20 protein-coding genes are annotated in these 19,544 nt (G+C 65.1%); 3 read left to right on the top strand and 17 right to left on the bottom strand.

The genetic code is table 11. The features are described 5' to 3' along the window. The 6 genes from ACYQ1H_RS05070 to ACYQ1H_RS05045 all read right to left on the bottom strand — a co-directional run. On the bottom strand, window positions 1-309 hold a 309-nt coding region (locus tag ACYQ1H_RS05070), incomplete at its 3' end, for a hypothetical protein (RefSeq protein ID WP_460026950.1). Beyond that, window positions 306-2,321: a conjugal transfer protein TraG gene (locus tag ACYQ1H_RS05065; protein WP_103018186.1), complete on the bottom strand. Its 2,016-nt coding sequence runs from the start codon at window positions 2,319-2,321 to the stop codon at window positions 306-308. The genes ACYQ1H_RS05070 and ACYQ1H_RS05065, both read right to left, overlap by 4 nt. 216 nt (window positions 2,322-2,537) lie before the next feature. Beyond that, a complete protein-coding gene (locus ACYQ1H_RS05060; protein WP_103018185.1) occupies window positions 2,538-2,765 on the bottom strand; it encodes an EexN family lipoprotein in 228 nt (75 codons plus the stop codon). Between the two features lie 25 nt (window positions 2,766-2,790). Further along, on the bottom strand, window positions 2,791-3,705 hold the full coding sequence (locus ACYQ1H_RS05055; RefSeq protein WP_126623993.1) for a LysR family transcriptional regulator: 915 nt from the start codon (window positions 3,703-3,705) through the stop codon (window positions 2,791-2,793). A 55-nt stretch (window positions 3,706-3,760) separates the two neighbouring features. Further along, window positions 3,761-4,840, bottom strand: a complete 1,080-nt coding sequence (gene lspA, locus ACYQ1H_RS05050; protein WP_103018183.1) for a signal peptidase II — start codon at window positions 4,838-4,840, stop codon at window positions 3,761-3,763. Next, a complete protein-coding gene (locus tag ACYQ1H_RS05045) occupies window positions 4,837-7,236 on the bottom strand; it encodes a heavy metal translocating P-type ATPase (protein WP_103018182.1) in 2,400 nt (799 codons plus the stop codon). The genes lspA and ACYQ1H_RS05045 overlap by 4 nt, the downstream gene beginning before the upstream one ends. 86 nt (window positions 7,237-7,322) lie before the next feature. Between ACYQ1H_RS05045 and cadR the strand changes: the two genes are divergently transcribed. Together cadR and ACYQ1H_RS05035 are read left to right on the top strand one after the other, a co-directional pair. Continuing rightward, window positions 7,323-7,757 carry a Cd(II)/Pb(II)-responsive transcriptional regulator gene (gene cadR, locus ACYQ1H_RS05040; protein WP_103018181.1) on the top strand — a complete coding sequence of 145 codons (435 nt, stop codon included), beginning with the start codon at window positions 7,323-7,325 and terminating at the stop codon, window positions 7,755-7,757. A gap of 133 nt (window positions 7,758-7,890) precedes the next feature. Further along, the gene (locus tag ACYQ1H_RS05035) at window positions 7,891-9,825 is read left to right on the top strand and encodes a cytochrome c/FTR1 family iron permease (RefSeq protein WP_103018180.1); all 1,935 of its coding nucleotides are present in this window, start codon (window positions 7,891-7,893) and stop codon (window positions 9,823-9,825) included. Between the two features lie 44 nt (window positions 9,826-9,869). On the opposite strand, the gene ACYQ1H_RS05030 is transcribed toward ACYQ1H_RS05035, so the two are convergent. From ACYQ1H_RS05030 to ACYQ1H_RS04990, 9 genes are all read right to left on the bottom strand, one after another. Beyond that, on the bottom strand, window positions 9,870-11,852 hold the full coding sequence (locus ACYQ1H_RS05030; protein WP_103018179.1) for a relaxase/mobilization nuclease domain-containing protein: 1,983 nt from the start codon (window positions 11,850-11,852) through the stop codon (window positions 9,870-9,872). Window positions 11,853-12,288: 436 nt separating this feature from the next. Beyond that, entirely contained in the window at window positions 12,289-12,888 is a 600-nt protein-coding gene (locus ACYQ1H_RS05025) for a S26 family signal peptidase (RefSeq protein ID WP_103018177.1), read from the bottom strand. Then, entirely contained in the window at window positions 12,885-13,421 is a 537-nt protein-coding gene (locus tag ACYQ1H_RS05020) for a DUF2840 domain-containing protein (protein WP_103018176.1), read from the bottom strand. The genes ACYQ1H_RS05025 and ACYQ1H_RS05020 overlap by 4 nt, the downstream gene beginning before the upstream one ends. After that, window positions 13,418-13,702, bottom strand: a complete 285-nt coding sequence (locus ACYQ1H_RS05015) for a chromosome partitioning protein ParB (RefSeq protein WP_103018175.1) — start codon at window positions 13,700-13,702, stop codon at window positions 13,418-13,420. Before ACYQ1H_RS05015 ends, ACYQ1H_RS05020 begins: the two co-directional genes overlap by 4 nt. Next, window positions 13,699-14,337, bottom strand: coding sequence for a ParA family partition ATPase (gene parA, locus ACYQ1H_RS05010; RefSeq protein WP_103018174.1), 639 nt, complete (start codon window positions 14,335-14,337; stop codon window positions 13,699-13,701). The genes ACYQ1H_RS05015 and parA overlap by 4 nt, the downstream gene beginning before the upstream one ends. A 253-nt stretch (window positions 14,338-14,590) precedes the next feature. Beyond that, on the bottom strand, window positions 14,591-15,448 hold the full coding sequence (locus ACYQ1H_RS05005) for a replication initiator protein A (RefSeq protein ID WP_103018504.1): 858 nt from the start codon (window positions 15,446-15,448) through the stop codon (window positions 14,591-14,593). 26 nt (window positions 15,449-15,474) lie between these two features. Further along, window positions 15,475-15,756 (bottom strand): helix-turn-helix transcriptional regulator, encoded by a 282-nt coding sequence (locus ACYQ1H_RS05000; RefSeq protein WP_009517015.1) that lies wholly within the window; start codon window positions 15,754-15,756, stop codon window positions 15,475-15,477. An 83-nt stretch (window positions 15,757-15,839) separates the two neighbouring features. Further along, a complete protein-coding gene (locus ACYQ1H_RS04995; protein WP_103018499.1) occupies window positions 15,840-16,610 on the bottom strand; it encodes a DUF2285 domain-containing protein in 771 nt (256 codons plus the stop codon). Window positions 16,611-16,940: 330 nt separating this feature from the next. Continuing rightward, window positions 16,941-17,291 carry a DUF2958 domain-containing protein gene (locus ACYQ1H_RS04990; RefSeq protein ID WP_103018498.1) on the bottom strand — a complete coding sequence of 117 codons (351 nt, stop codon included), beginning with the start codon at window positions 17,289-17,291 and terminating at the stop codon, window positions 16,941-16,943. A gap of 253 nt (window positions 17,292-17,544) precedes the next feature. Between ACYQ1H_RS04990 and ACYQ1H_RS04985 the strand changes: the two genes are divergently transcribed. After that, a complete protein-coding gene (locus ACYQ1H_RS04985; protein ID WP_126624002.1) occupies window positions 17,545-17,835 on the top strand; it encodes a helix-turn-helix domain-containing protein in 291 nt (96 codons plus the stop codon). 41 nt (window positions 17,836-17,876) lie between these two features. Here ACYQ1H_RS04985 and ACYQ1H_RS04980 read toward each other — a convergent pair whose 3' ends face one another. Then, window positions 17,877-18,191 carry a DUF736 domain-containing protein gene (locus ACYQ1H_RS04980; protein WP_103018497.1) on the bottom strand — a complete coding sequence of 105 codons (315 nt, stop codon included), beginning with the start codon at window positions 18,189-18,191 and terminating at the stop codon, window positions 17,877-17,879. 894 nt (window positions 18,192-19,085) lie between these two features. Beyond that, window positions 19,086-19,538, bottom strand: a complete 453-nt coding sequence (gene merR / locus ACYQ1H_RS04975) for a mercury resistance transcriptional regulator MerR (RefSeq protein ID WP_103018496.1) — start codon at window positions 19,536-19,538, stop codon at window positions 19,086-19,088. Between the last annotated feature and the right edge of the window lie 6 nt (window positions 19,539-19,544).

Below are 19,544 nucleotides of genomic sequence, written 5' to 3'. Positions count from 1 at the left end.
CTGGGCACGCGCGGCCTCTTGATGGGCCTCGGGCACGGGCGTGCTGACCGTGAGGTAGTAGCGGATGAACAGCGCCAGCGTTTCGATGGCGATGTTCTGGTCTCGCTCCATGCGCTCGGCATGGCGCGACAGGCGATCAAGCCGCTTCGCGATGGCCGCTTCGCGCTGGTCGGCCGCATCGGGCGACAGCCACGATGCGAGCGCCGCCGCGACGATGGACGACTTGGACACGCCTTTCTTGGCGGCCAGTTCGTCCAGGCGCTTGGCGTGCTCCGGCTGGATGAACAGGTTGAGGCGGTAGTGGCTCATAGCTCGATTCCGTCGTTGGGGTCGAGAGAAGCCAGCCGGGCCGTGCGCTGTATGGCCGGATCAAGCTGGCGCGGAAGGGGAAGCGGCAAGTCGTCGTCGTCATCGAGCAACCCGAGGTCGGCTGCGGGCGCGGCCAGCTCGGGGTCGTAGGCGACGGTTTCGGAGAGTTCGGGCTGACGGCGCGGGCCGCCGTCGTCGGCGGCGTTGCCCAGGCCATCAGCGGACGCAGTGGTCGGAGCGACAGGCACGGTGGGAATCGCCAGCCCGCTCCAGTCGTCGGGCCGCGATGGCGGCACATCGGCGTACTGACCGCCTGCGAGCACAGGCGGCGGCAATACGCGGCGCTTGAAATTGCTGTCCGCGTAATAGCGCAGCTTTTTGGCCTTGATCGGCGCCACGCTGGACACCATCACCACGGCTTCATCGGGCGGTAGCTGCATCACTTCGCCCGGCGTCAGCAGTGGGCGCGCGGTCTCCTGGCGCGACACCATGAGATGCCCCAACCACGGGGCGAGCCGGTGGCCCGCGTAGTTGCGCTGCGCGCGCAGTTCGGTGGCGGTGCCCAGCGTCTCGGAGATCCTTTTGGCGGTACGCTCGTCGTTGGTGGCGAACGTCACGCGTACATGGCAGTTGTCCAGAATCGAATGGTTCTGCCCATACGCCTTGTCGATCTGGTTGAGCGACTGCGCGATGAGGAAGCTGCGAATGCCGTAGCCCGCCATGAAGGCCAGCGCCGTCTCGAAGAAGTCGAGCCGCCCGAGTGCGGGAAACTCATCGAGCATCAGCAGCAGCTTGTGGCGGCGGGCAATGCCATCGCTGCCATCCAGCGATTCCGTGAGCCGCCGCCCGATCTGGTTGAGGATCAAACGGATCAGCGGCTTCGTGCGGCTGATGTCCGATGGCGGAACCACCAGATACAGCGACACCGGATGTTCGGCCGCGATCAGGTCGGCGATGCGCCAGTCGCAGCGCGAGGTGACTTCGGCTACCGTGGGATCACGGTACAGGCCGAGGAACGACATGGCCGTGCTCAACACGCCCGAGCGTTCGTTGTCGCTCTTGTTGAGGACTTCGCGTGCGGCGGATGCCACCACCGGATGCGGGCCACCCCCTTCCTCGTTCACGAGGTGCGGCGTGGTCATCATCCGGTGCAGGGTCAGCTCGAACGGACAGGCCGGGTCGCTGAGGAAGTTCGCCACGCCGCGCAGCGTCTTGTCCTCGCCCGCGTAGAGCACATGCAGGATGGCCCCGACCAGCAGCGCGTGCGAAGTCTTCTCCCAGTGGTTGCGGCGTTCGAGTGCACCTTCGGGATCGACCAGGATGTCTGCGATGTTCTGCACGTCGCGCACCTCGTGCGCGCCACGCCGGACTTCGAGCAGCGGGTTGTAGGCGGCTGACTTCGCATCGGTCGGGTTGAACAGCAGGCAGTGCGAGAAGCGCGAGCGCCAGCCGGCGGTGATGCTCCAGTTCTCGCCCTTGATGTCGTGGATGACGGCGGACGCAGGCCAGCTCAACAAGGTCGGCACCACCAGACCCACGCCTTTGCCCGAGCGGGTGGGCGCGAAGGTCAGAACGTGTTCCGGGCCTTCATGCCGCAGGTACTGGCGTTCGTGCTGGCCGAGGAACACACCGGCAGGCTGCGTGAGTCCTGCTTTGCGAATGTCATCCGCGTTCGCCCAGCGTGCCGATCCGTAGGTCGTGACCAGGCGCGATTGCCGCGAGCGCCAGATCGACATGCCGATGGCGACCAGCACGGCCACCAGGCCGCTGCCGCCCGCGATGGCACCGCCGATGTCAAAGACGCGCGGCGCGTAGGCATCGAAGAAGAACCACCACTCGAACAGCCGCCAAGGGTGATAGATGGGCGTGTCGAAGAAGTCGAACCAGGGCAAGCCAAGGCGTAGCTGATAGCCCAGGGCGGCGGCTGTCCATTGTGTGGCTGCCCACACGCCGGTGATCACGATGCCGAACACCACGGCGATCTGACCGAACAGCACGTTCGTCCCTTGCATGATCCATCCTCCGATCACGGCACACGGAGGTGCCGCAGCACCGAGGATCAAGGTGTACGCGCAGGCCGGTCAAAGGCCGTTATGGCGGGGATTCAGGCCGAAAAAGTCAGATTTCTTGCAGGGGAGAAACCAATACAAACGCTGCAGGCACGAGCGCGTTGCGGCGTGATGAGGTAACAGGGTGAATTTTGTCGCTGCTAAGCGACTGCAACGAGGCTACTTGGATTTCTGCTCCGGCCGATCACCGAAGAAGCGCCGCTTGGCGGCCTCGGCGGCACGCACGCAAAGTTCGTCGCCGACCTTCGCGCGATCTTCCTTGCATTGCCGTTGAATCTCCTTGATGCGCTCGGGATTCGCCACCAGCATGTCCACGGTTTCCGAAGGTTGAGAGGGGCCGCATGCGGTCAGCGTAGCGGCCAGCATCAGCAGCATTACCTTGTTCATGGTTCCAGTCCTTTCATCGGATGGGTCAAGAATCATCGGCGGCCCCAAGATCATCTACCGAATCAATGAAGGCCACTCGTTCAATAAACCGGGCCAGCATCTCGGATGGCTCCGCATCGTGGCGCAGCAGATAGGTCGTGAGCATTGGCGGTTTGCCCGCCAAGCGCCGGGCCACGACGCCTGGCTCGCGGCAGGAAGCGATGTGCGCCTCGCCCGCCAGACCCAAGGCCAAGCCGGCGGAAACCAGGGTCATCATCACGTCGAAGGTCGCCACGCGCTGCGCGATCAGGGGCTCCTGTTCGAGCTTGCGGAGAAAGCGATCGACTTGGCGTGCGTGGCCCTCGCAGATTGCCGGGTCGCCCAGTACCAACGGATAGCGCAGCACTTCCTTCAGCGGAACCTGCTTGAAGGCGAGCAAAGGATGGCGGGCCGGCACCGCCACCATCAATTCATCTTCCCATGCGGGAGTGACCACAATGCCATCGCCTGCGTCTTCGGCCATCGAGAAGCCAGCGTCATACAGGTCGCCATGAAGTCCCTTGATCTGCTGATCCAAGGGCACCTCAAACAGTCGAATTTCCACCTCGGGATCTTCTTCGCGGCTGCGTGCCAGCAGAGACGGCAGGCGGGACGGCGTGATTCCGTCGGACAAGGCGATGCGCAACTGGCCATGAAAACCGTTGGCAGCGGACTTGACGCTATCGCGGGCTTGATCCAGTGCTGCGAAGACACGCGGCACGTGCTCCAGGAACAGTCGCCCCGCACGGGTCAGTTGCGTGCTGCGAGTGGTGCGGACGAATAGACGGGCACCGAGTTCTTCCTCCAACTCCTTGATGGTGCGGGACAACGGTGACTGGTCGATGTGCAAGCGCTCGGCCGCACGGGCGAAGTGGAGTTCTTCGGCCACGGCCAGGAAGCAGCGGAGATGACGCAATTCCATGAGTCAATGCCCCCCCTGTGAAAGCCAATTTCGCGCATTGATCACACTGAAATCCTCATTGGTATCCGGGGTCCTGTGCAGCAAGCTTGCCTTGGTGCACGGCGGCTGCAAGCAAGCAGACCGCGCCAAGGGAGATTGCGACGTCAGCCAAATTGAAAGCTGGCCAATGCGCTCCCTGCCAATGGAAATCGAGGAAATCGACTACAGCCCCTCGCAACAGGCGGTCAACTGCGTTACCCAGCGCGCCCCCCAAGATCAGGCAATAACCAACGCCTTCCCATTTCGAGACTCCTTGACGCAACAGGCGGATCAGCCAGAGCGAGATTCCCAGCGCAAGCGCGGCAAAACCGAAGCGCGCCCAGCCGCCGGCACCAGCCAGTAGGCTGAAAGCTGCGCCGTTGTTCCTGAAATGGACGAGATTGAAGAAGGGGGTTACAGCGACTTGATCGCCATAATCGAAAAGAAGCGAGACGACAGCCTTTGCGACTTGATCGCCAAGGAGCACTGCGGCAGCCAAGCCGTACCAGATGCCGGTTGTGCGCAGCCCCGTCAGCCTCTCTGCACCCTGCAGCGTCGTCAACAGCGAGCCAGCAAACACGAGGCTGCCGGAGGCGATCCCCCAGCCGGCCAGCACGTCGGCTGGAAAGTGCATGCCTGCAGCAATGCGCGACCAGCCGACCAGAAGGACGTAGGCAACTAACGCCAGTCGCTGGCGAACACCGGCCAGCGGCCACAACGCCCCGGCAACGAGTGCGGCGTAGGTGGAATGACCGCTCGGCAGGCTATAGTGCTCCTCCACCGTGCCAAGCACGTGATCCAACTGGCCAAATACCGCCGCCGGTCGCGGAAAATCGAGCCAGAGCTTCAAGATGGAGGTGATCGCAAACGCGATGCCGAAGCCGATCACGAATTGAAGAAGCTGCCGCCGAATCGCCAAGGCACGCCCGACCGCCGCCGTTGATCTCGACCATGCCCACAGCCCGAGCATGACCAGCGGCGCCGTCCAGTAGTTGCCCAGGACGTTGCTGAAGAGCCAGGCCAGCGGCATCAAAATCGGCGGCGTGGCCTCGTTGACGAACTGAAACAGGGCGCCATTCAATCCGCCCCAATCGTAGAGAACGGCCTCCCAACTCATCGGCGCAACAGCCTCAAACCGTTGGCGACCACCAGCAGGCTGGCCCCCATGTCGGCAAACACCGCCATCCACATCGTGGCCTGCCCGGTGAAAGTCAGGATCAGGAACACCGCCTTGATCCCCAGCGCGAGGGCGATGTTCTGCTTCAAGATGCTGGCTGTTGCACGGGACAGCCGCACAAACGTTGGCAGCTTGCGTAGGTCGTCATCCATCAGCGCAACGTCGGCGGTTTCGATGGCGGTATCGGTTCCCGCCGCCCCCATTGCAAAGCCGATGTCCGCACGCGCGAGCGCCGGCGCATCGTTGATGCCGTCACCCACCATGCCGGTTTTCCCGTCTGCCGACAGTTGCTCCACCTCGCGCAGCTTGTCTTCGGGCAGCAGGTTGCCCCGGCTGCGGTCAATGCCGACCTGGCTGGCGATGGCGGTGGCGGTGTGCGGGTTATCACCGGTCAGCATGATGGCTTTGATCCCCAGGCTGTGCAGTTCGGCAATGGCTTGGCGGCTGCTGTCCTTCACGGTGTCAGCCACTGCGAACAGAGCCCGCACCCCATCCTGACCGATTAGCGCCACCACGGTCTTGCCTTCGGCTTCAAGCGCGGACACCCGCAATTCCAGCGCAGGCGAACACATGTCCAGTTCCTCGACCAGGCGGTGGTTGCCTAGGTGATAGATCTGCCCGTCGATGCGGCCACGAACCCCGCGCCCAGGCAGCGCCGCGAAATCGGCTACATCGCGCGGCGTCAATCCATCGTTGACTGCGGCACGTGCCACCGCTAGGGACACCGGGTGATCTGAACGGGCGGCGAGGCTGGCGGCCAGCAATCTGGACGCATCAGGATCAGCGTTGCTCCATGCCGCGAAATCAGTCTGCGCTGGCTTGCCGTGCGTGATGGTGCCAGTTTTGTCCAAGGCCAGCCATTTGAGCTTGTGTCCCTCTTCCAGATAGACACCACCCTTGATCAGGATGCCGCGCCGTGCGGCAGCGGCCAGACCGCTGACAATGCTCACCGGCGTGGAGATCACCAAAGCACACGGACAGGCGATGACCAGCAGAACCAGCGCCTTGTAGATCCAGTCCAGCCACGGCCCGCCGAACACCAGCGGAGGCACAAGCGCTACGGCGAGGGCCACCGCAAATACGATAGGCGTGTACAGCCGCGCAAACTGATCGACGAAGCGTTGCGTCGGTGCGCGGCTTCCCTGAGCCGCTTCAACGGCGTGGATGATGCGAGCCAATGTCGATGCGCTGGCTGCGGCGGTGACGCGGAATTCGAACGAACCCTCCCCATTGATCGTGCCTGCGAACACGGAATCGCCTTCAGCCTTGTCAACCGGAAGGCTCTCTCCAGTGATCGGTGCCTGATTGACGGTGGAGCGGCCCTCAACGACCAGGCCATCGAGGGCAATGCGCTCACCAGGTTTAACGCGCACACGGCTGCCCACGGGTACAGCCTTGGCGTCCACCGCAGCCCAACCGCCGTCCGCTTGTTGAACCAATGCTGTATCCGGCGCGAGATCCATCAAACCACGGATGGCGTTGCGAGCCCGATCCAGGGACTTGGCCTCGATCACTTCGGCCAGTGCAAACAGCACCATCACCATGGCCGCCTCAGGCCAATGGCCTATGAGCATGGCGCCGGTGACCGCAATGGACATCAACGCATTCATGTTCAGGTTGCGGTTCCTGAGCGCAATCCAGCCCTTCTTATACGTAGTGAGGCCGCCAGTGAGGATGGCCACCAAGGCCAGCGCGACCACAGCCCAGTGGTTGCCGCCGTTGAGCCAGTACACGACCTCGGCCAGCGTTGCGGCTACGCCTGACACCACAAGCGGCCACCAGTTTGTGCGCGCAGGCGCTTGTGCCTCGGCCGCCGAAGGGGCTGAGGCCGTGCGTATCTCGGCATCGAAGCCGAGTGATTTCAGGGCCGCAAGCACATGGGGGAGTGCGTCGGGTGTGTGCCCGACTTGCAGGCTTCGCTGGACGAGGTTGAACTCAAGATTCGCAACGCCTGGCACGCCGGCGAGCTTGCCGCGAATCAATGCCTCCTCGGTGGGGCAGTCCATTTGCTGGATGGACAACACGGTACTTTGCTGCGCTGCCTTCTCGTCCATCCGAACCGCTCGCATGCCGATGGCCGATAGCGCCTCTTCGATGGGGCGGAGCGAGGCGGGCTGATAGCTAATGCCCAGCGTTCTCTGCACCAGATTGAATTCGAGGCCGCCCACGCCCGGCACTTTCCCGAGCTTGTCGCGAATCAGCGCTTCCTCGGTCGGGCAATCCATGTTCTCGATGCGGTAGCGCACCTGTCGCAACGCTGCATCGACCGTGTTCGGTTTCGGGCTGGGCATCGCAACGGCAGAGCAGCCACATCCCTTGGAACCACATTCACTCATGGCAACTCCTCTTGTGTAAATCTGAGGTTGATGATTTAACACTCTATAGTTACTATAGAGTCAAGTCATTTATCCCAATCCGCACCATGAACCTCCAGATCGGAGAACTTGCCAAGCGCGCTGCCTGTCCGGTGGTGACGATCCGCTACTACGAGCGAGAGGGGCTGCTGCCGCAGGCTCGCCGCAGCCAGGGGAACTTCCGCTTGTACGGAGAGGCGCATGTGGAACGCTTGCAGTTCATACTTCGCTGCCGCTCGCTCGACATGCCATTGAGCGACGTGCGGACTTTGTTGAGCTACCGGGACCGACCTGCGCAGGATTGCGGTGAGGTCAACCTGCTTCTGGATGAGCGCATCCGGGAGGTGAAATCACGGATCGATGCGCTGCGCGAACTGGAACACCAGTTGGCCGACTTGCGCGATGCGTGCTCCGGCGCCAGACCTGTCGAAGCGTGCGGAATTCTGCAAGGACTATCGGGATGCGCGTGTGATGCGCGGGGAGCCATCGCTCCCGTCGAGTGACAAATGGGTGGGCTGATCAAGCCATGACAGACCCCCTCCAGCCCCTGATGCTCTTCCGGTTGTGGTGCCGCGCATAGATAATGAATTATAATCATTCGCATTTATAAGCGAATTCTCCGCCGGTAAGGCCCCCATGCAAGCCCTGCGCATACTCTTAGCCGTTCTGTTCTCTTGGCTCGTGGCCGTCTCCGGCGCGCATGCTGATCCCTTGGCTACGCAAGACAAGGCCAAGCAAACCTGGCAATTGCTGGACTACCTTGCGGTCGATTACGGCGGCGCTGTGCGGGATGGCAAGGTTCAAAGTGCCAGCGAATATGAAGAAATGAAGGAGTTTGCTGCGACGGCAGTGCAGCAACTTGCTGCACTGCCGAGCACGCCGGCACTCCCTGAACTGAAACGCCAAGCCACGGCACTTAGCGAACTCATCGCAGCCAAGGCCGACGCGAAGGCCGTGGCCGACAGTGCCCATTCACTGGCGGCGGCGCTGGTCAAGGCGTACCCGTTCCCGCTTTCGCCCTCCACGCCGCCGGATCTCGCGCGCGCCAAGGTGCTTTTTGAAGCCAACTGCGCGGCATGCCACGGGGCGACTGGCCGGGGCGATGGCCCGCTCGGCGCAAAGCTGACCCCACCGCCGATCGCATTCACCGATCGCGACCGGGCACGCTCGCGCAGCGTGCTCGCGCTCTATCAGGTCATCTCTCAAGGCGTTGCTGGCACGTCGATGCCCAGTTTCGCCACGCTCTCCGACGAAGATCGGTGGGCGTTGGCATTTTTCGCCGGAACGCTGTCGCACGACGACGCCATGCGCGCGCGCGGTGAACAATCCTGGGGCCGAGATGCCACCGCCAAAGCCGTCTTTCCCGACTTGGCGGCCGCTGCCACATTGACCGAGGCCGCCTTGTCCGAACGGATGCCGCCAGACACGGCACGCGATCTGACCGCCTACGTCCGCAGCCATCCAGAAGTGACCATCACCGCCAACGGCACGGGCGGGGTGGGCTTGGCCCGCGCACGGCTTCAGGAGAGCCTTGCCGCAGCGCGCGCAGGCGACCAGGCCAACGCGACGCGCTTGGCTTTGTCCGCCTATCTGGATGGCTTTGAGCCACTGGAGCCGGCATTGCGCGCACGCAACCAGGCGCTGCTCACCGAAGTGGAAAATTCCATGCTGGCCTACCGCGGCGCACTTGCCAGCGGCAAGCTGGAGCAAGCGGACGCTACAGCGCAGAAGCTGGACTACCTTTTTGCCCAAGTCGATACCGAATTGGGGGCGAATAAAGCCGAGCCGCTGACCACCTTCATTGCCTCGATCACCATCTTGCTGCGCGAAGGCGTGGAAGCGCTGTTGATCGTCGTCGGCATGCTCGCTTTCCTGAAGAAGGCCGAACGGCGCGATGTTCTGGCCTACGTCCACGGCGGTTGGATCGTGGCGCTCGCCTGCGGCGGCTTGACTTGGGCCGTGGCAACCTACTTCGTTAGCATCAGCGGTGCCAGCCGGGAGGTGACCGAAGGGGTGTCGTCGCTCTTTGCGGCCATTGTTCTGTTGAGTGTCGGCCTCTGGATGCACCAGAAGAGCACCGCCGGCAAATGGCAGGCATATCTGAAGGAAAAACTCTCCGCAGCCATGACGCGCCGCTCGGCATGGGCATTATTCGCGCTGTCGTTCATCGCCGTCTACCGCGAGGTTTTCGAGACGGTGCTCTTCTACTCGGCCTTGGCCGGTGACGGCAACAACGGTGCATTGCTCGGTGGACTGCTGAGCGGGATGGCCGCCCTCGCCATCCTCGCATGGCTCATGCTGCGCACCAGCGCCCGCATGCCGATTGGCAAGTTCTTCAGCCTCAGCTCGATTCTGGTGGCTGTCCTCGCGGTCGTGCTCGCGGGCAAGGGAGTCGCGGGTCTTCAAGAAGCCGGTTGGCTGAGCGCCAGTCCGATCCATTGGCCACGCATCGAAGTGCTTGGGATCTATCCGTCGGCAGAGACCACCGTAGCGCAAGCCGTGATCCTCATCATTGCATTAGCCGGTTTTGCGCTGAATGCCCAGACTGCTCGCCGGTCGCAGACGGCGTGATGCTCGGTGCTCCTGAATCGTTGGGCTCGAAACCATCGCACTGATTACCCCAAGGATGCTCCGCGTTGACGCCCAACTTCCCATGACGCAATTCCACTACGCACCGTCACGGCGAGCTGCTGCCCCAGCCGCTGCTCGATCGCCGGCTTCCACGGAACCAGACTGAATCCCATGCCGTCATCGAGCATCGCGTAACGGCCGCTGGCGAGCATGACGCTGCGCCGGTAGATGCCAGCTACGCGCTGCCCATCGGCCACCGGCCGATGCTCCAGCCCGGATTCGGCGGCAATGTTCTTGGCAGCCTGGGCCAGATCCCGGCTGCGCAACGTGCCCAGCAGGTTGCGCGCCAGGATCACGCGCTGCCCGCGCCGCTCGGCCAGCCCCTGTTCGGCCAGGAAGTCGGCGCGTTGCTGCATTGCCTGCTTGGCCTCGACGCCAAAGCCCAGGTCGCCCAGCCCCGAGCCGCCGCCGATCAACTGCTGATCGAGCCAAGTGGCACCGATCACGCGCGCCTGCCGCTCAATGGACAGGTGCGATTTCAGCTCCACCGCCACGCCGCCCAGGCGCTGCGCGTCGTATTGGCGGCCTTGCTCGGGCAGGTCGGCCGGCACCTTCCATAGCCCCTCGGCCACGCGCTCCACGATACCCGCACGACGCAAGGCTTCGAGGCGGCGAACGTGAGTCGCTACCACCTCTTGCGGATCGCGACCGGGCACGGCCTGACCCTGCGCCACGGCAAGGTGATGGTCGGTGCGATACAGACCACCGCTCGCCAGCGCGGCGATATTGCGGTCAGCGGCGCGCACGTCAGCCGAACCCTTCACCTCCACCACGGCGCCGGTCGAATAGTTCGCCAGCTCGTCGCGGGCATTGAGTGCGACGTAGTGGGCTTTGCCGTCCACGCCGTCGATGACCAGGTAGCCGCGGTCGCGCAGCTCGTCGGCCAGCCCCTTCGCGGCCACGCGGCCGACGATCGTGCGGCTGTCATCACCCGGCTCGAACACCGCCAGCTCGCGCGGTTCGCCGCTCATGGCCCGCTGTAGGGTGCGGATGATGTCGCCGCGCTCGCCCAGGGCGCGCAAGGTCTTCTCGGCGTCGGTATGAATGCCCCAGGTGCCCGGCTGCACTTCGTCGGCCAGGCCCAGGCGCTGCAAATGCTGCAGGCGGCCGATCAACAGCAGGCGCTGGCCCTGCAGCTTCGGTTCGTTGAAGCGCTCGATCCGCACCCGGCCATCGTCGCCGGCCTCGCGCTTGAGCGTGCGATCCAGGCTCGTCCACCGCTCCTGCTCCACCTCGCGCCGCAAGGTCTGCTGTATCTCCAGTTCAGTGCGCGGCCCCAGCCATTCGGTCGCCAGTTCGGACGCGCGATGCCGGAAGCCATCGGCGATGTAGTCGCCCGCGATGATGAGGTCTTTGCCCGTGTCGTCGCGCCCGCGCACGATCAGGTGGGTGTGCGGGTTGTCGGTGTTCCAGTGATCGACCGCCACCCATTCCAGCCGCGTGCCCAGGTCGGCTTCCATGCGGCCCATCAGGTGCCGCGTGTAGGTGCGCAGGTCTTCCAGCTCGGCCCCATCCTCGGGCGAGACGATGAAGCGGAAGTGGTGCCGGTCGTCGGCGCAGCGTTCCTTGAAGGCATCGAGGTCGGCGGCATCGGTCTGCGGCCCGTAGGCCCGGCCCGCTTCACCGTCCCGACCCACACCGTCGCGCTCGACGTAACGCAAGTGCTTGGCGAGCGACTGCGGGCTCGCCCGCTGCTGGTTGACCAGCAAGGTCTTGATGGTCACGCGCCGCGACATGGGCGTGAGCTTCGCGCCCGCAAACCGCGCCGCCGTATGGCCGCGCCCCAAGCGCGAGCCGGGCCGCTGGCCGGTGGTCTTGCCGCCTCCAACCGATGCCGGGCGGCGCACCGAAGACTTTCCGCTACTGGCCTTGCCGGTCTGTTTGAGCACCTTGGTGATAAAGCCCTGGCCCCGGTTCTTCGGGGCGCTGGGACGCACGCGGAAATCGTCGTCGCGGCGGTTGGTCATGGCTGCGCTCCCTGCAAGCTACGGCGTGTCCGGTCGTGCGAAGCACGCGGACATGTCTGCATCGGCGCGGGCCACGCGCCCCCAGCGGCACGGCGGCGAAGCCGCGCCGTGCCGCGCCACCCCCATGTGCAGACTGGCTTTGCGGGCCGACAGGTGCCGCCCCCTTTTGTCTTGCCTTCCGCATTTGCCTCCCGCATCCGCTCCCGGCAACTGCGGCCCGGTGGCGATGCTGCACCAGCAGCCAGCGCCCCGGCGAACACGGCGATGGCCGCAGGCCAGCCGTGTTCGAGGCAAGACGTCTGCACGTTGGACGGCTGCGCCGGAGGCAGCGCGAAGTGCGGCGCGAATGCGCTCGCACTGCACGCGCGACGACATGGCAACAGCAGCCCGGACGACACGCCCGATAGCACGATGATGTGCAGTGAATCGGCGGCCATCATGGGCGAGACTCCAGCCAGACCGGGCGCGCAACGCCGATCACGGCGGCTGCGCTGACCGGCCCAAAATAACGGCTGTCGAACGATGCCGGGTTAGTCACGCTGAGCAAGAACAGCTCGCCAGGCCGAAGCTGGCGGCACTGCCGCCAGGATGGCAGCAGGCGCCCCAGCCGGTCGGCAGGTCGGACGGCGGCCACCGGCACGCCGTCGATGCGGACTTTGCCGTCAGCGATGCACACCTCTTGCGGCGCCATCGCGCCTACGCGCTTGAGCAACGGGATGCGCGTCGGCAAGTAGCCGCGCTGCGCAGCGAGCGTGGCAGCCTCGGCGGGTAGCGGCACCAGCACGATGCTGCCCACGGACAACGGACATGGCAGCGAGCTGGTGCCGTGGCCCAGCGGATCGACGCGATACCAGCCGACCGCCACGCTGTCGGACGGGTTGTAGGTCAGGCGCGGCAGTGGATGCACGAAGGACGCCCAGGCCAGCGCAGCGAGGCCGCAGGCGGACAGGCCCGCCAGCACGAGGCGAGCGCGCAGGCGCGAACGAGAACGCGGCGGGATGCAGGTTGCGCCGGCGACAGTGGATGGGAGCATCATGGCAACGCCCTCCCGGCCAGCCAAGCGTCGTGCCGCTCGGCGCTGTATTCGGGCAGCGGCAGGCGCGCAGCGAGCCGGTTGCCCAGCGTGCGCCAGTACGCGGGCGAGGCGGTAGCGGGCGCGATGCCCAGCGCCTCGATAGCGTCGATGCGTTCCAGCACGGCGCGCACCTGGTTGTCGCCCTCGACGTGCAGCAGCAGGCGTGCGCTCGGCTGCACGCCGGGGATGCGCTGCGCCGCGTCCAGTGGTGTGCAAGCCTGCATCACCATGAGCTGCCAGCGGATCGTGCCGTAGTCGTTGGCCTGCCAGCGGATGCGGCACAGCATGGCGCCCGGCAGGAACACCGCGCAGCGCCGCCAGTGATCGAGCTGGTGCGTGCGCGCAGGTTCGCCGAAGCGCAGATAGAGCTTGAAGCGCGGTTCGATGTAGGCCAGCGCCACCCGCGTCAGCGGTGCGGTGGCAGGCTGGCCGGAAGGCGGCGTTGCGAGCGCAGCCGTGGCCGCGCCAGCGGCAGGCAAAGCGGATGCGGTCATGGTGTGTTCTCCCTGCGATGTTCTGGAAACTCCCGCTCCAGCAGCGCGCGCAGCAGATCGGCCACCGTCACGCCTTGCGTGAAGGCCGATACCTTGATGCGCGCCCGCATGGCGGGCGTGATGTCAAGGGTCAGGCGCGCGGTGTAGAGGTCGCCCTTGCCCAGCGCATCGGCGTCGCCCTGGCGAATCCACGCCTCGGCGTGTGGATTCGCGGGCGGACGCGCGCCGATGCCGACGCGCTTTGCCGTGCGCTTGCTGTTCGGTGGCGGCTTCGCTGTCATGACGGCCACCGCAGCAGTTCGTCCACCAGCGCGGTGATTTCGCGCGCGGCGGCGCTGTCCGGCGCCGTCTCGCGTGCCAGCCGGCCAGCGGCCACGCTGTCGGCGAAGACGATGCGTTGGCGCACTTCTGAGCGCAGCGCAGGAAGCGGCTGCTCGGCCAGCGCGCCGCGCGCCTCCCGTCCAATGACGGTGGTACTGACGCGCCGGTTGATGACGAAGGCCGCGCGCAGCACAGGCCGGAAGACTTGCGCTTCCCGAATCAGCGCCACCATTTCGGCACTGGCCCACAAGTCGTAGGGGCTCGGCTGCACCGGGATCAGCACGCGCTCGGCCGCCAGCAGTGCGGAGCGCGCCAAGGCGGCGATGCGCGGCGGGCCGTCGATGACGACGTGATCGGCTCGCCTGGCGAGTTCGGGCGCTTCCTGATGCAACGTTTCGCGGGCGAGGCCCACGGCGCTGAACAGCCTTGGCAAACCTTGCTGGCTGCGGCGCTGCGTCCAGTCCAGCGCGGAGCCTTGCGGGTCGGCATCCAGCAGCACGACATGCTGGCCGCGCATCGCCAGCTCGCCGGCGATGTGCGTGGCGAGCGTGGTCTTGCCGACGCCGCCTTTCTGATTGAGCAGAGCAACGATCATGGCCTGGCCCTCCGTGTTGGAAAGCCGGGCTGTTGCTGCTGCGCTTGTGGCCGCGTGGTGGTTGTCCACCGAGGCACGGCGCTTCTACTACCAGTTAGATGTTTTAAGTTAGGGAAGTTAAGGGAGGCCGAAACCCGCGCCGTTATTGGCTTTGCGGCCGATCCGTACTCCTGATAGCACGAGAGCCGTACTCCCGATAGCACGATACCTCGTACTCCTGATAGCACGAGCCCGTCCACAGGCTTCGCACCGTTTATCCCCGTGCCGTGAACGGCACGGGCCGGAAGGTCAGCAGCTCGGCGCCGTTGTCCGGCATCCGCTCGATGTCCAGGACGTAGCCGGGCAGCGACTGCCGCGCGACCAGCGCGCGCAGGTCGTAGGCGAAGTCCGAGAAGCGCGTGGCGCTGCCCGATTTCCGATACAGGTGCCGGAAGTCGAATTGCCAGCCGCCCGGCTGCCGCCCGCCGTGCTTTCGCACCAGCCGGTACAGCCACCGCTCGATGCCACCCGTCAGCCGGAAATACGCCGGGTCGATGGTCAGCACCAGCGCGGCATCCATCACGCCTCCATAGAACCAGTCCGGCAAGATCAGCTCCAGTCCCAAGGGCGTGCCCTTGGCATCGGCCAGTTCCTTCCACTCGTTGATCCACGAGAAGCGGTGCAGGCGCCGTCCCGTCGTCTCGCGGATCGACGTGGCCACCGTCGTGGATTGCAGGCGATCCAGCGCGGCCTTGAGGCGCTGGTAGTCGCGCAGCGACGTACCGCGCCCGATGAAACGCAGGATCTCGTAGGGCGTGGCCTGCATCAACCGCGACGGGCGCAGGCCCGCGTCGCGCGCTTCCACGATCTGCGAGGCCGCCCAGATCAGGACATCCGCATCCCAGATCGTGGCGATGCCGTGCTCCTGCGTGCCCTCCACGCGGATCGTGATGCCGCTGGCGCGGAAGTCGATCGGCGCCACGCGCCGCGACTTCGCCAGCGAGAAGAACGGAAAGGCCATCAAATCCTGGCTGTCGCGCGGCGCCATGTCGCCCGGCAGGGCGCGGAACAGGTCGAGCTGTTCGCGCTCTGGCACGGGCCGCTGCCGGGACGGCAGCGCAGGGTTGGACATGGCGAAGGCCACCCGCGCGCCAGCGATCAGCGCGCACGGCTGTCCGCCGAGTGCTGCTCGGCGTATTCGGGATCGGATGTGCTCTCGAAGCTGCGCTCGGAAGCCCAGGCATCGAGGTCGGCCACGGCGTACATCACGCGGCGGCCGAATTTGCGGAACTTGGGGCCGCCACCCAGCACGCGCTGCTTTTCCAGCGTGCGCGGCGACAGCCGCAGGTAGTCGGCGGCTTCGTCGTTGGTGAGATAACGCTGCGGTTGCGCAGCAGGATTCATGGGAGCGGCGGCAGGTCGCAAGGGAGCGGGACGCATGGCGTGAACCTCCATAGCTTTCAAAGCTCCGGTCACACAGCGCAACCGGATGGAGGCAGTCTCAGAAAACGAAGCGCTCCTGCTCAGGGTCGTTTTGCGTCCCCTTCAAAACGTCCCTTCTCAAGCGACGGCAGTTGTGCTAGTTGGCGGTAGCCGCCGCGCATCAACGCATTGCCACGCCGCACCAAACGGCGCACGCGGGCGCGCAAATCGCCATCGGCGTGCCAGTCGGCGGCCACGGCATCGGCACCGAACAGTCCTTCGGCCACGTCGCGCAAGGACGCACCCGTCAGGGTCGCGTCGAGCGCCTGCAGGGTGTGCAGCTCCAATAGCGCGGCCGGTGTCGGCCTGGGTCTGGTCTGCACGGCGCTGGGCGCGTGGCCGAGCGCAGGCGCGACAGCGCCGCCGCGCTGGGCATAGGCGACAGCCATGCCGTCTTCCAGGCCGGGGGCCAGCGCGAAGCGCAAGCATCGACCGGGGCTGCGCGCGATCAGCACCAGCCGCTTGCCATCGTGGATCAGTTGCTTGTGACCAGGGATGCGCCAGAACTCGAAGGCGGTGGCATCCTGCGGTGGGTCGGCATCGGGATAGAGCTGCACCACGCCGGCGTGGCCGGGTAGCCAGGCCGGATGCGCGTCGCGCGCATCCAGGGCCGGGTCTTCCAGCAGGCGCAAGCCCCAGCGTTGCGCCGCCTGCTGTGCCGCCTGCGACCGGCGATGACGGTGCAGCCAGTCGAGCCGGTAATCGGGATGGCGGCGCAGGTACTCCCAGGCCAGTGCGAACGCATCCAGCCACAGAACGTAGAGGTAAGCGGCGGTGGGATACCAGTGCGCCGCATGATGAGGCTCGACCATGATCCAAGCTCCTGTCGAACAGCACGAACGTCGCCACGGCGTCAGACATGCGGGAGCCTCAAATCAACGTAGAAATTCGATTAAGCTGTAACTACTGGTGTCAAGGCCGATGGGCTCCGGCGTGTTGCGAAATCCGTCCGAATGCGACGGCCGCCCGACTCCAAAATGTCATGCGGCACGAAATACCGTGCCGCAACTCCCGCAAAAGATTGTGGCTGTTTTACGCACGAGAGCACCGTTTCGGTGCAAGAGTGCGAATTCAGACTTTGCGGGTCTGGAGCAAGACTGAAATAGTCTCAATGCGCCCGGCTTGGCCGTGGCGCGAGCGGTTCAATCGACGATGGAACCGTTGTCCTGCGCCAGCCGCAGGTATTCCGACAGCGGGCGCACCGCTTTGAAATACCGATCCCGCATCACGGGCAGCTTGTTCGGCCCGACGATGGAAGCGAGGTCGGACAGCTTCACGTGGCCCAACTCGGGCATGCTGATTCCCAGGTCGATCAGGCCGTAGGCCGTGTCGCCGTCAGTGGGATCGAGCGAGGTCAGCAGCCAGGTGGCGTGCGCATCGGGGGTGAACAGCCGCACGACCGGCAATGGGTCGTGCGGTTCACCGGCGGCGACCCGCCGCCCGTTCTCCAGCAGCGCGGCGCGCTGCTCCTCGGTGACGAGGGGAGCGTTCATTGGGGTGCTCCTGTTCCAACGTGGAATTCCGGCTTTGCGTTTCCCCTCGCAAGCGTGGATGCGCATTCCATCCAAACCGTGGAAGCACGAAAGCGCAAAGGCGCAATTGTAGAAATCTGGAAAGACACGATGGCGGTTCTCCGGTTCTGTCGGAATCCGCAAAAGCGGATTTCCGTAAAAGAACGAATAAGGCCAATGGCATGAGTTAAAGATAACGTGGTTTTAATTGTGCTGCGACTTGACGCTTCTGTCCATGCAGAAGCGATCCATCCAGCGCGGCCGGCCAGCGGGCGCCACCACCTTCGACGCCGAATTGGCTCAAGCCTTCGGCGCGGCGGTGCGCGCGTTGCGGACGGAGCGCGGCATCGCGCAGGAGTCGCTGGCGCACCTCGCCGGCATCGAGCGTTCGCACATGGGCAAGGTCGAGCGCGGCGAGCACATGCCCACGCTGGCGATCATCTTCAAGATCGCCAGCGCGCTCGAATGCAGCACGGCTGTGCTGATGAGCGAGACCGAAGGCCAGCTTGAGGCGGCCCGGTCGTAGCGGCACTGCGCCCCGCCGCAGTGGGCGGGGCGCTGCGGCCGTCAGGCCGCCTGGGGCTTGCTGCGCGACCAGATCAGGTCGTGGGTGCCGTTCTCGCCTTCGATCAGGCGGGCGTAGACCGTGGCCGGGAACGAAGGATCGTCAAGGGTCACGGAGATGTAGTCCCGCCCGGCCTCGCTGGTCTTCTTCCACGCCGCGCCGATGTCGTGGCCGGCCGCCTGCAGGCGGAAGTCGGGGGCTTTCTCGTTGTCCCCCTTGTCGTTGGGCACCAGCTTGACCTTGACGTTGAGCGTCAGGGTGCGAAGCGTGCCGGTGAAGCCGTCTTTGTCTGCGGTGAAGGTGCCGATGTTGGCCATGATGGATCTCCTTTTGGTGGAGCAAGGTTCGCGCCCATCGCGTCCTTGTTGTGATCCGGCCGGCGGGGGACGGGCGGGCTGCACCGCTTGCGGTCGCAACGCAGTGGAGAGCCGGGAGGCGAAAAGAATTTGTCCCGCGAGGAATGCGCGCAGCGCAGGGGAAATTGTTTTCGCTGGACGGTTGCAGCCATGAAGCCCGAGGCGCAGCCGCGCCACCGCCAGGATTCACAACAACACAAGGACGCCTTGGGCCGAACCGCTCCGAAAGGAGACAGGGCCGACTCGGCATCCCCGCACGAAGGCTGCGCCGGCTTGCCCACTGACGCGGGCCAGGTCAACGACCCGACGACGAGCGAGAACGCCCCAGCCGCACCTTGCGGCGCCGGTCTTGAGGCGTGGCGTGGAAGCTCCATAGCGATGCCGGGCGGGATGTCCGTGAACCGTCCTTCGTAACGTGATGGGCGAGAACCACCAGCGTTGAGGACGGCACGCATTCGCACAACCTGCCGCAGCAAGCCCCAGCGTGTTCGCCAGCTCCCCGTCCATCGCGGCGGGGCGCTGGCCGGGCCGATCCGGCATCGCCAGTTCGGCAGCATCGAGGGGCGCCAAGCCGCGCGCGGCGGGGATGGGCCTTGCGCCGATCCCCTGGAGGCAAGCGCGGCGCGCAGCGCCGCAGGCGCGAAGGCGTGAGGGACCGAAGCCGAATGGCCGTGGCGACAAGGCGGCACGGGGCGCAGCCCGAAAGCCCGGCGGCGCATCGCGCCGCTCAGGCCGTTCTATATCTTCAGAAAGGAATCAAGAACAGACGCATGACCATCCAGTCCCGACACGCCCCCCCTGATGACATCGCGGCCATCGAAGGCGGTCAGCTCACGAAACGGAAAATAAAGCACGTTAAGGCGTAGTCACCCCGCGCGCGCGCTGCACCACCGTGAGGTTCGTTCCGTCTTGCAGTGACGCAATCAGCGGGCAGGATACGTTCCCCTTCCGTGCATGGCAGGCGCACACAAGCTCGGACAGCACGGCCTCCATGCGCGCCAGGTCAGCCATTTTTTCGCGTACGTCCTTGAGCTTGTGTTCCGCCAGGCTGCTGGCTTCCTCACAGTGGGTGCCGTCGTCCAGCCGCAGCAGATCTGCGATTTCATCCAGACTGAAACCCAGCCGCTGGGCTGACTTCACGAACCGCACCCGCGTTACATCCTCCTCGCCGTAGCGGCGGATGCTGCCATATGGCTTGTTCGGCTCAGGCAGCAGGCCCTTGCGCTGATAGAACCGGATGGTCTCCACGTTGACCCCGGCTGCCTTGGCAAAAACGCCGATGGTCAAATTTTCCAAATTGTTTTCCATGTCGCT

This window comes from Methyloparacoccus murrellii, from assembly GCF_054657115.1.
The sequence above is the reverse complement of the archived record's forward strand: the minus strand, read 5'-3'. Positions and strand labels throughout refer to the sequence as shown.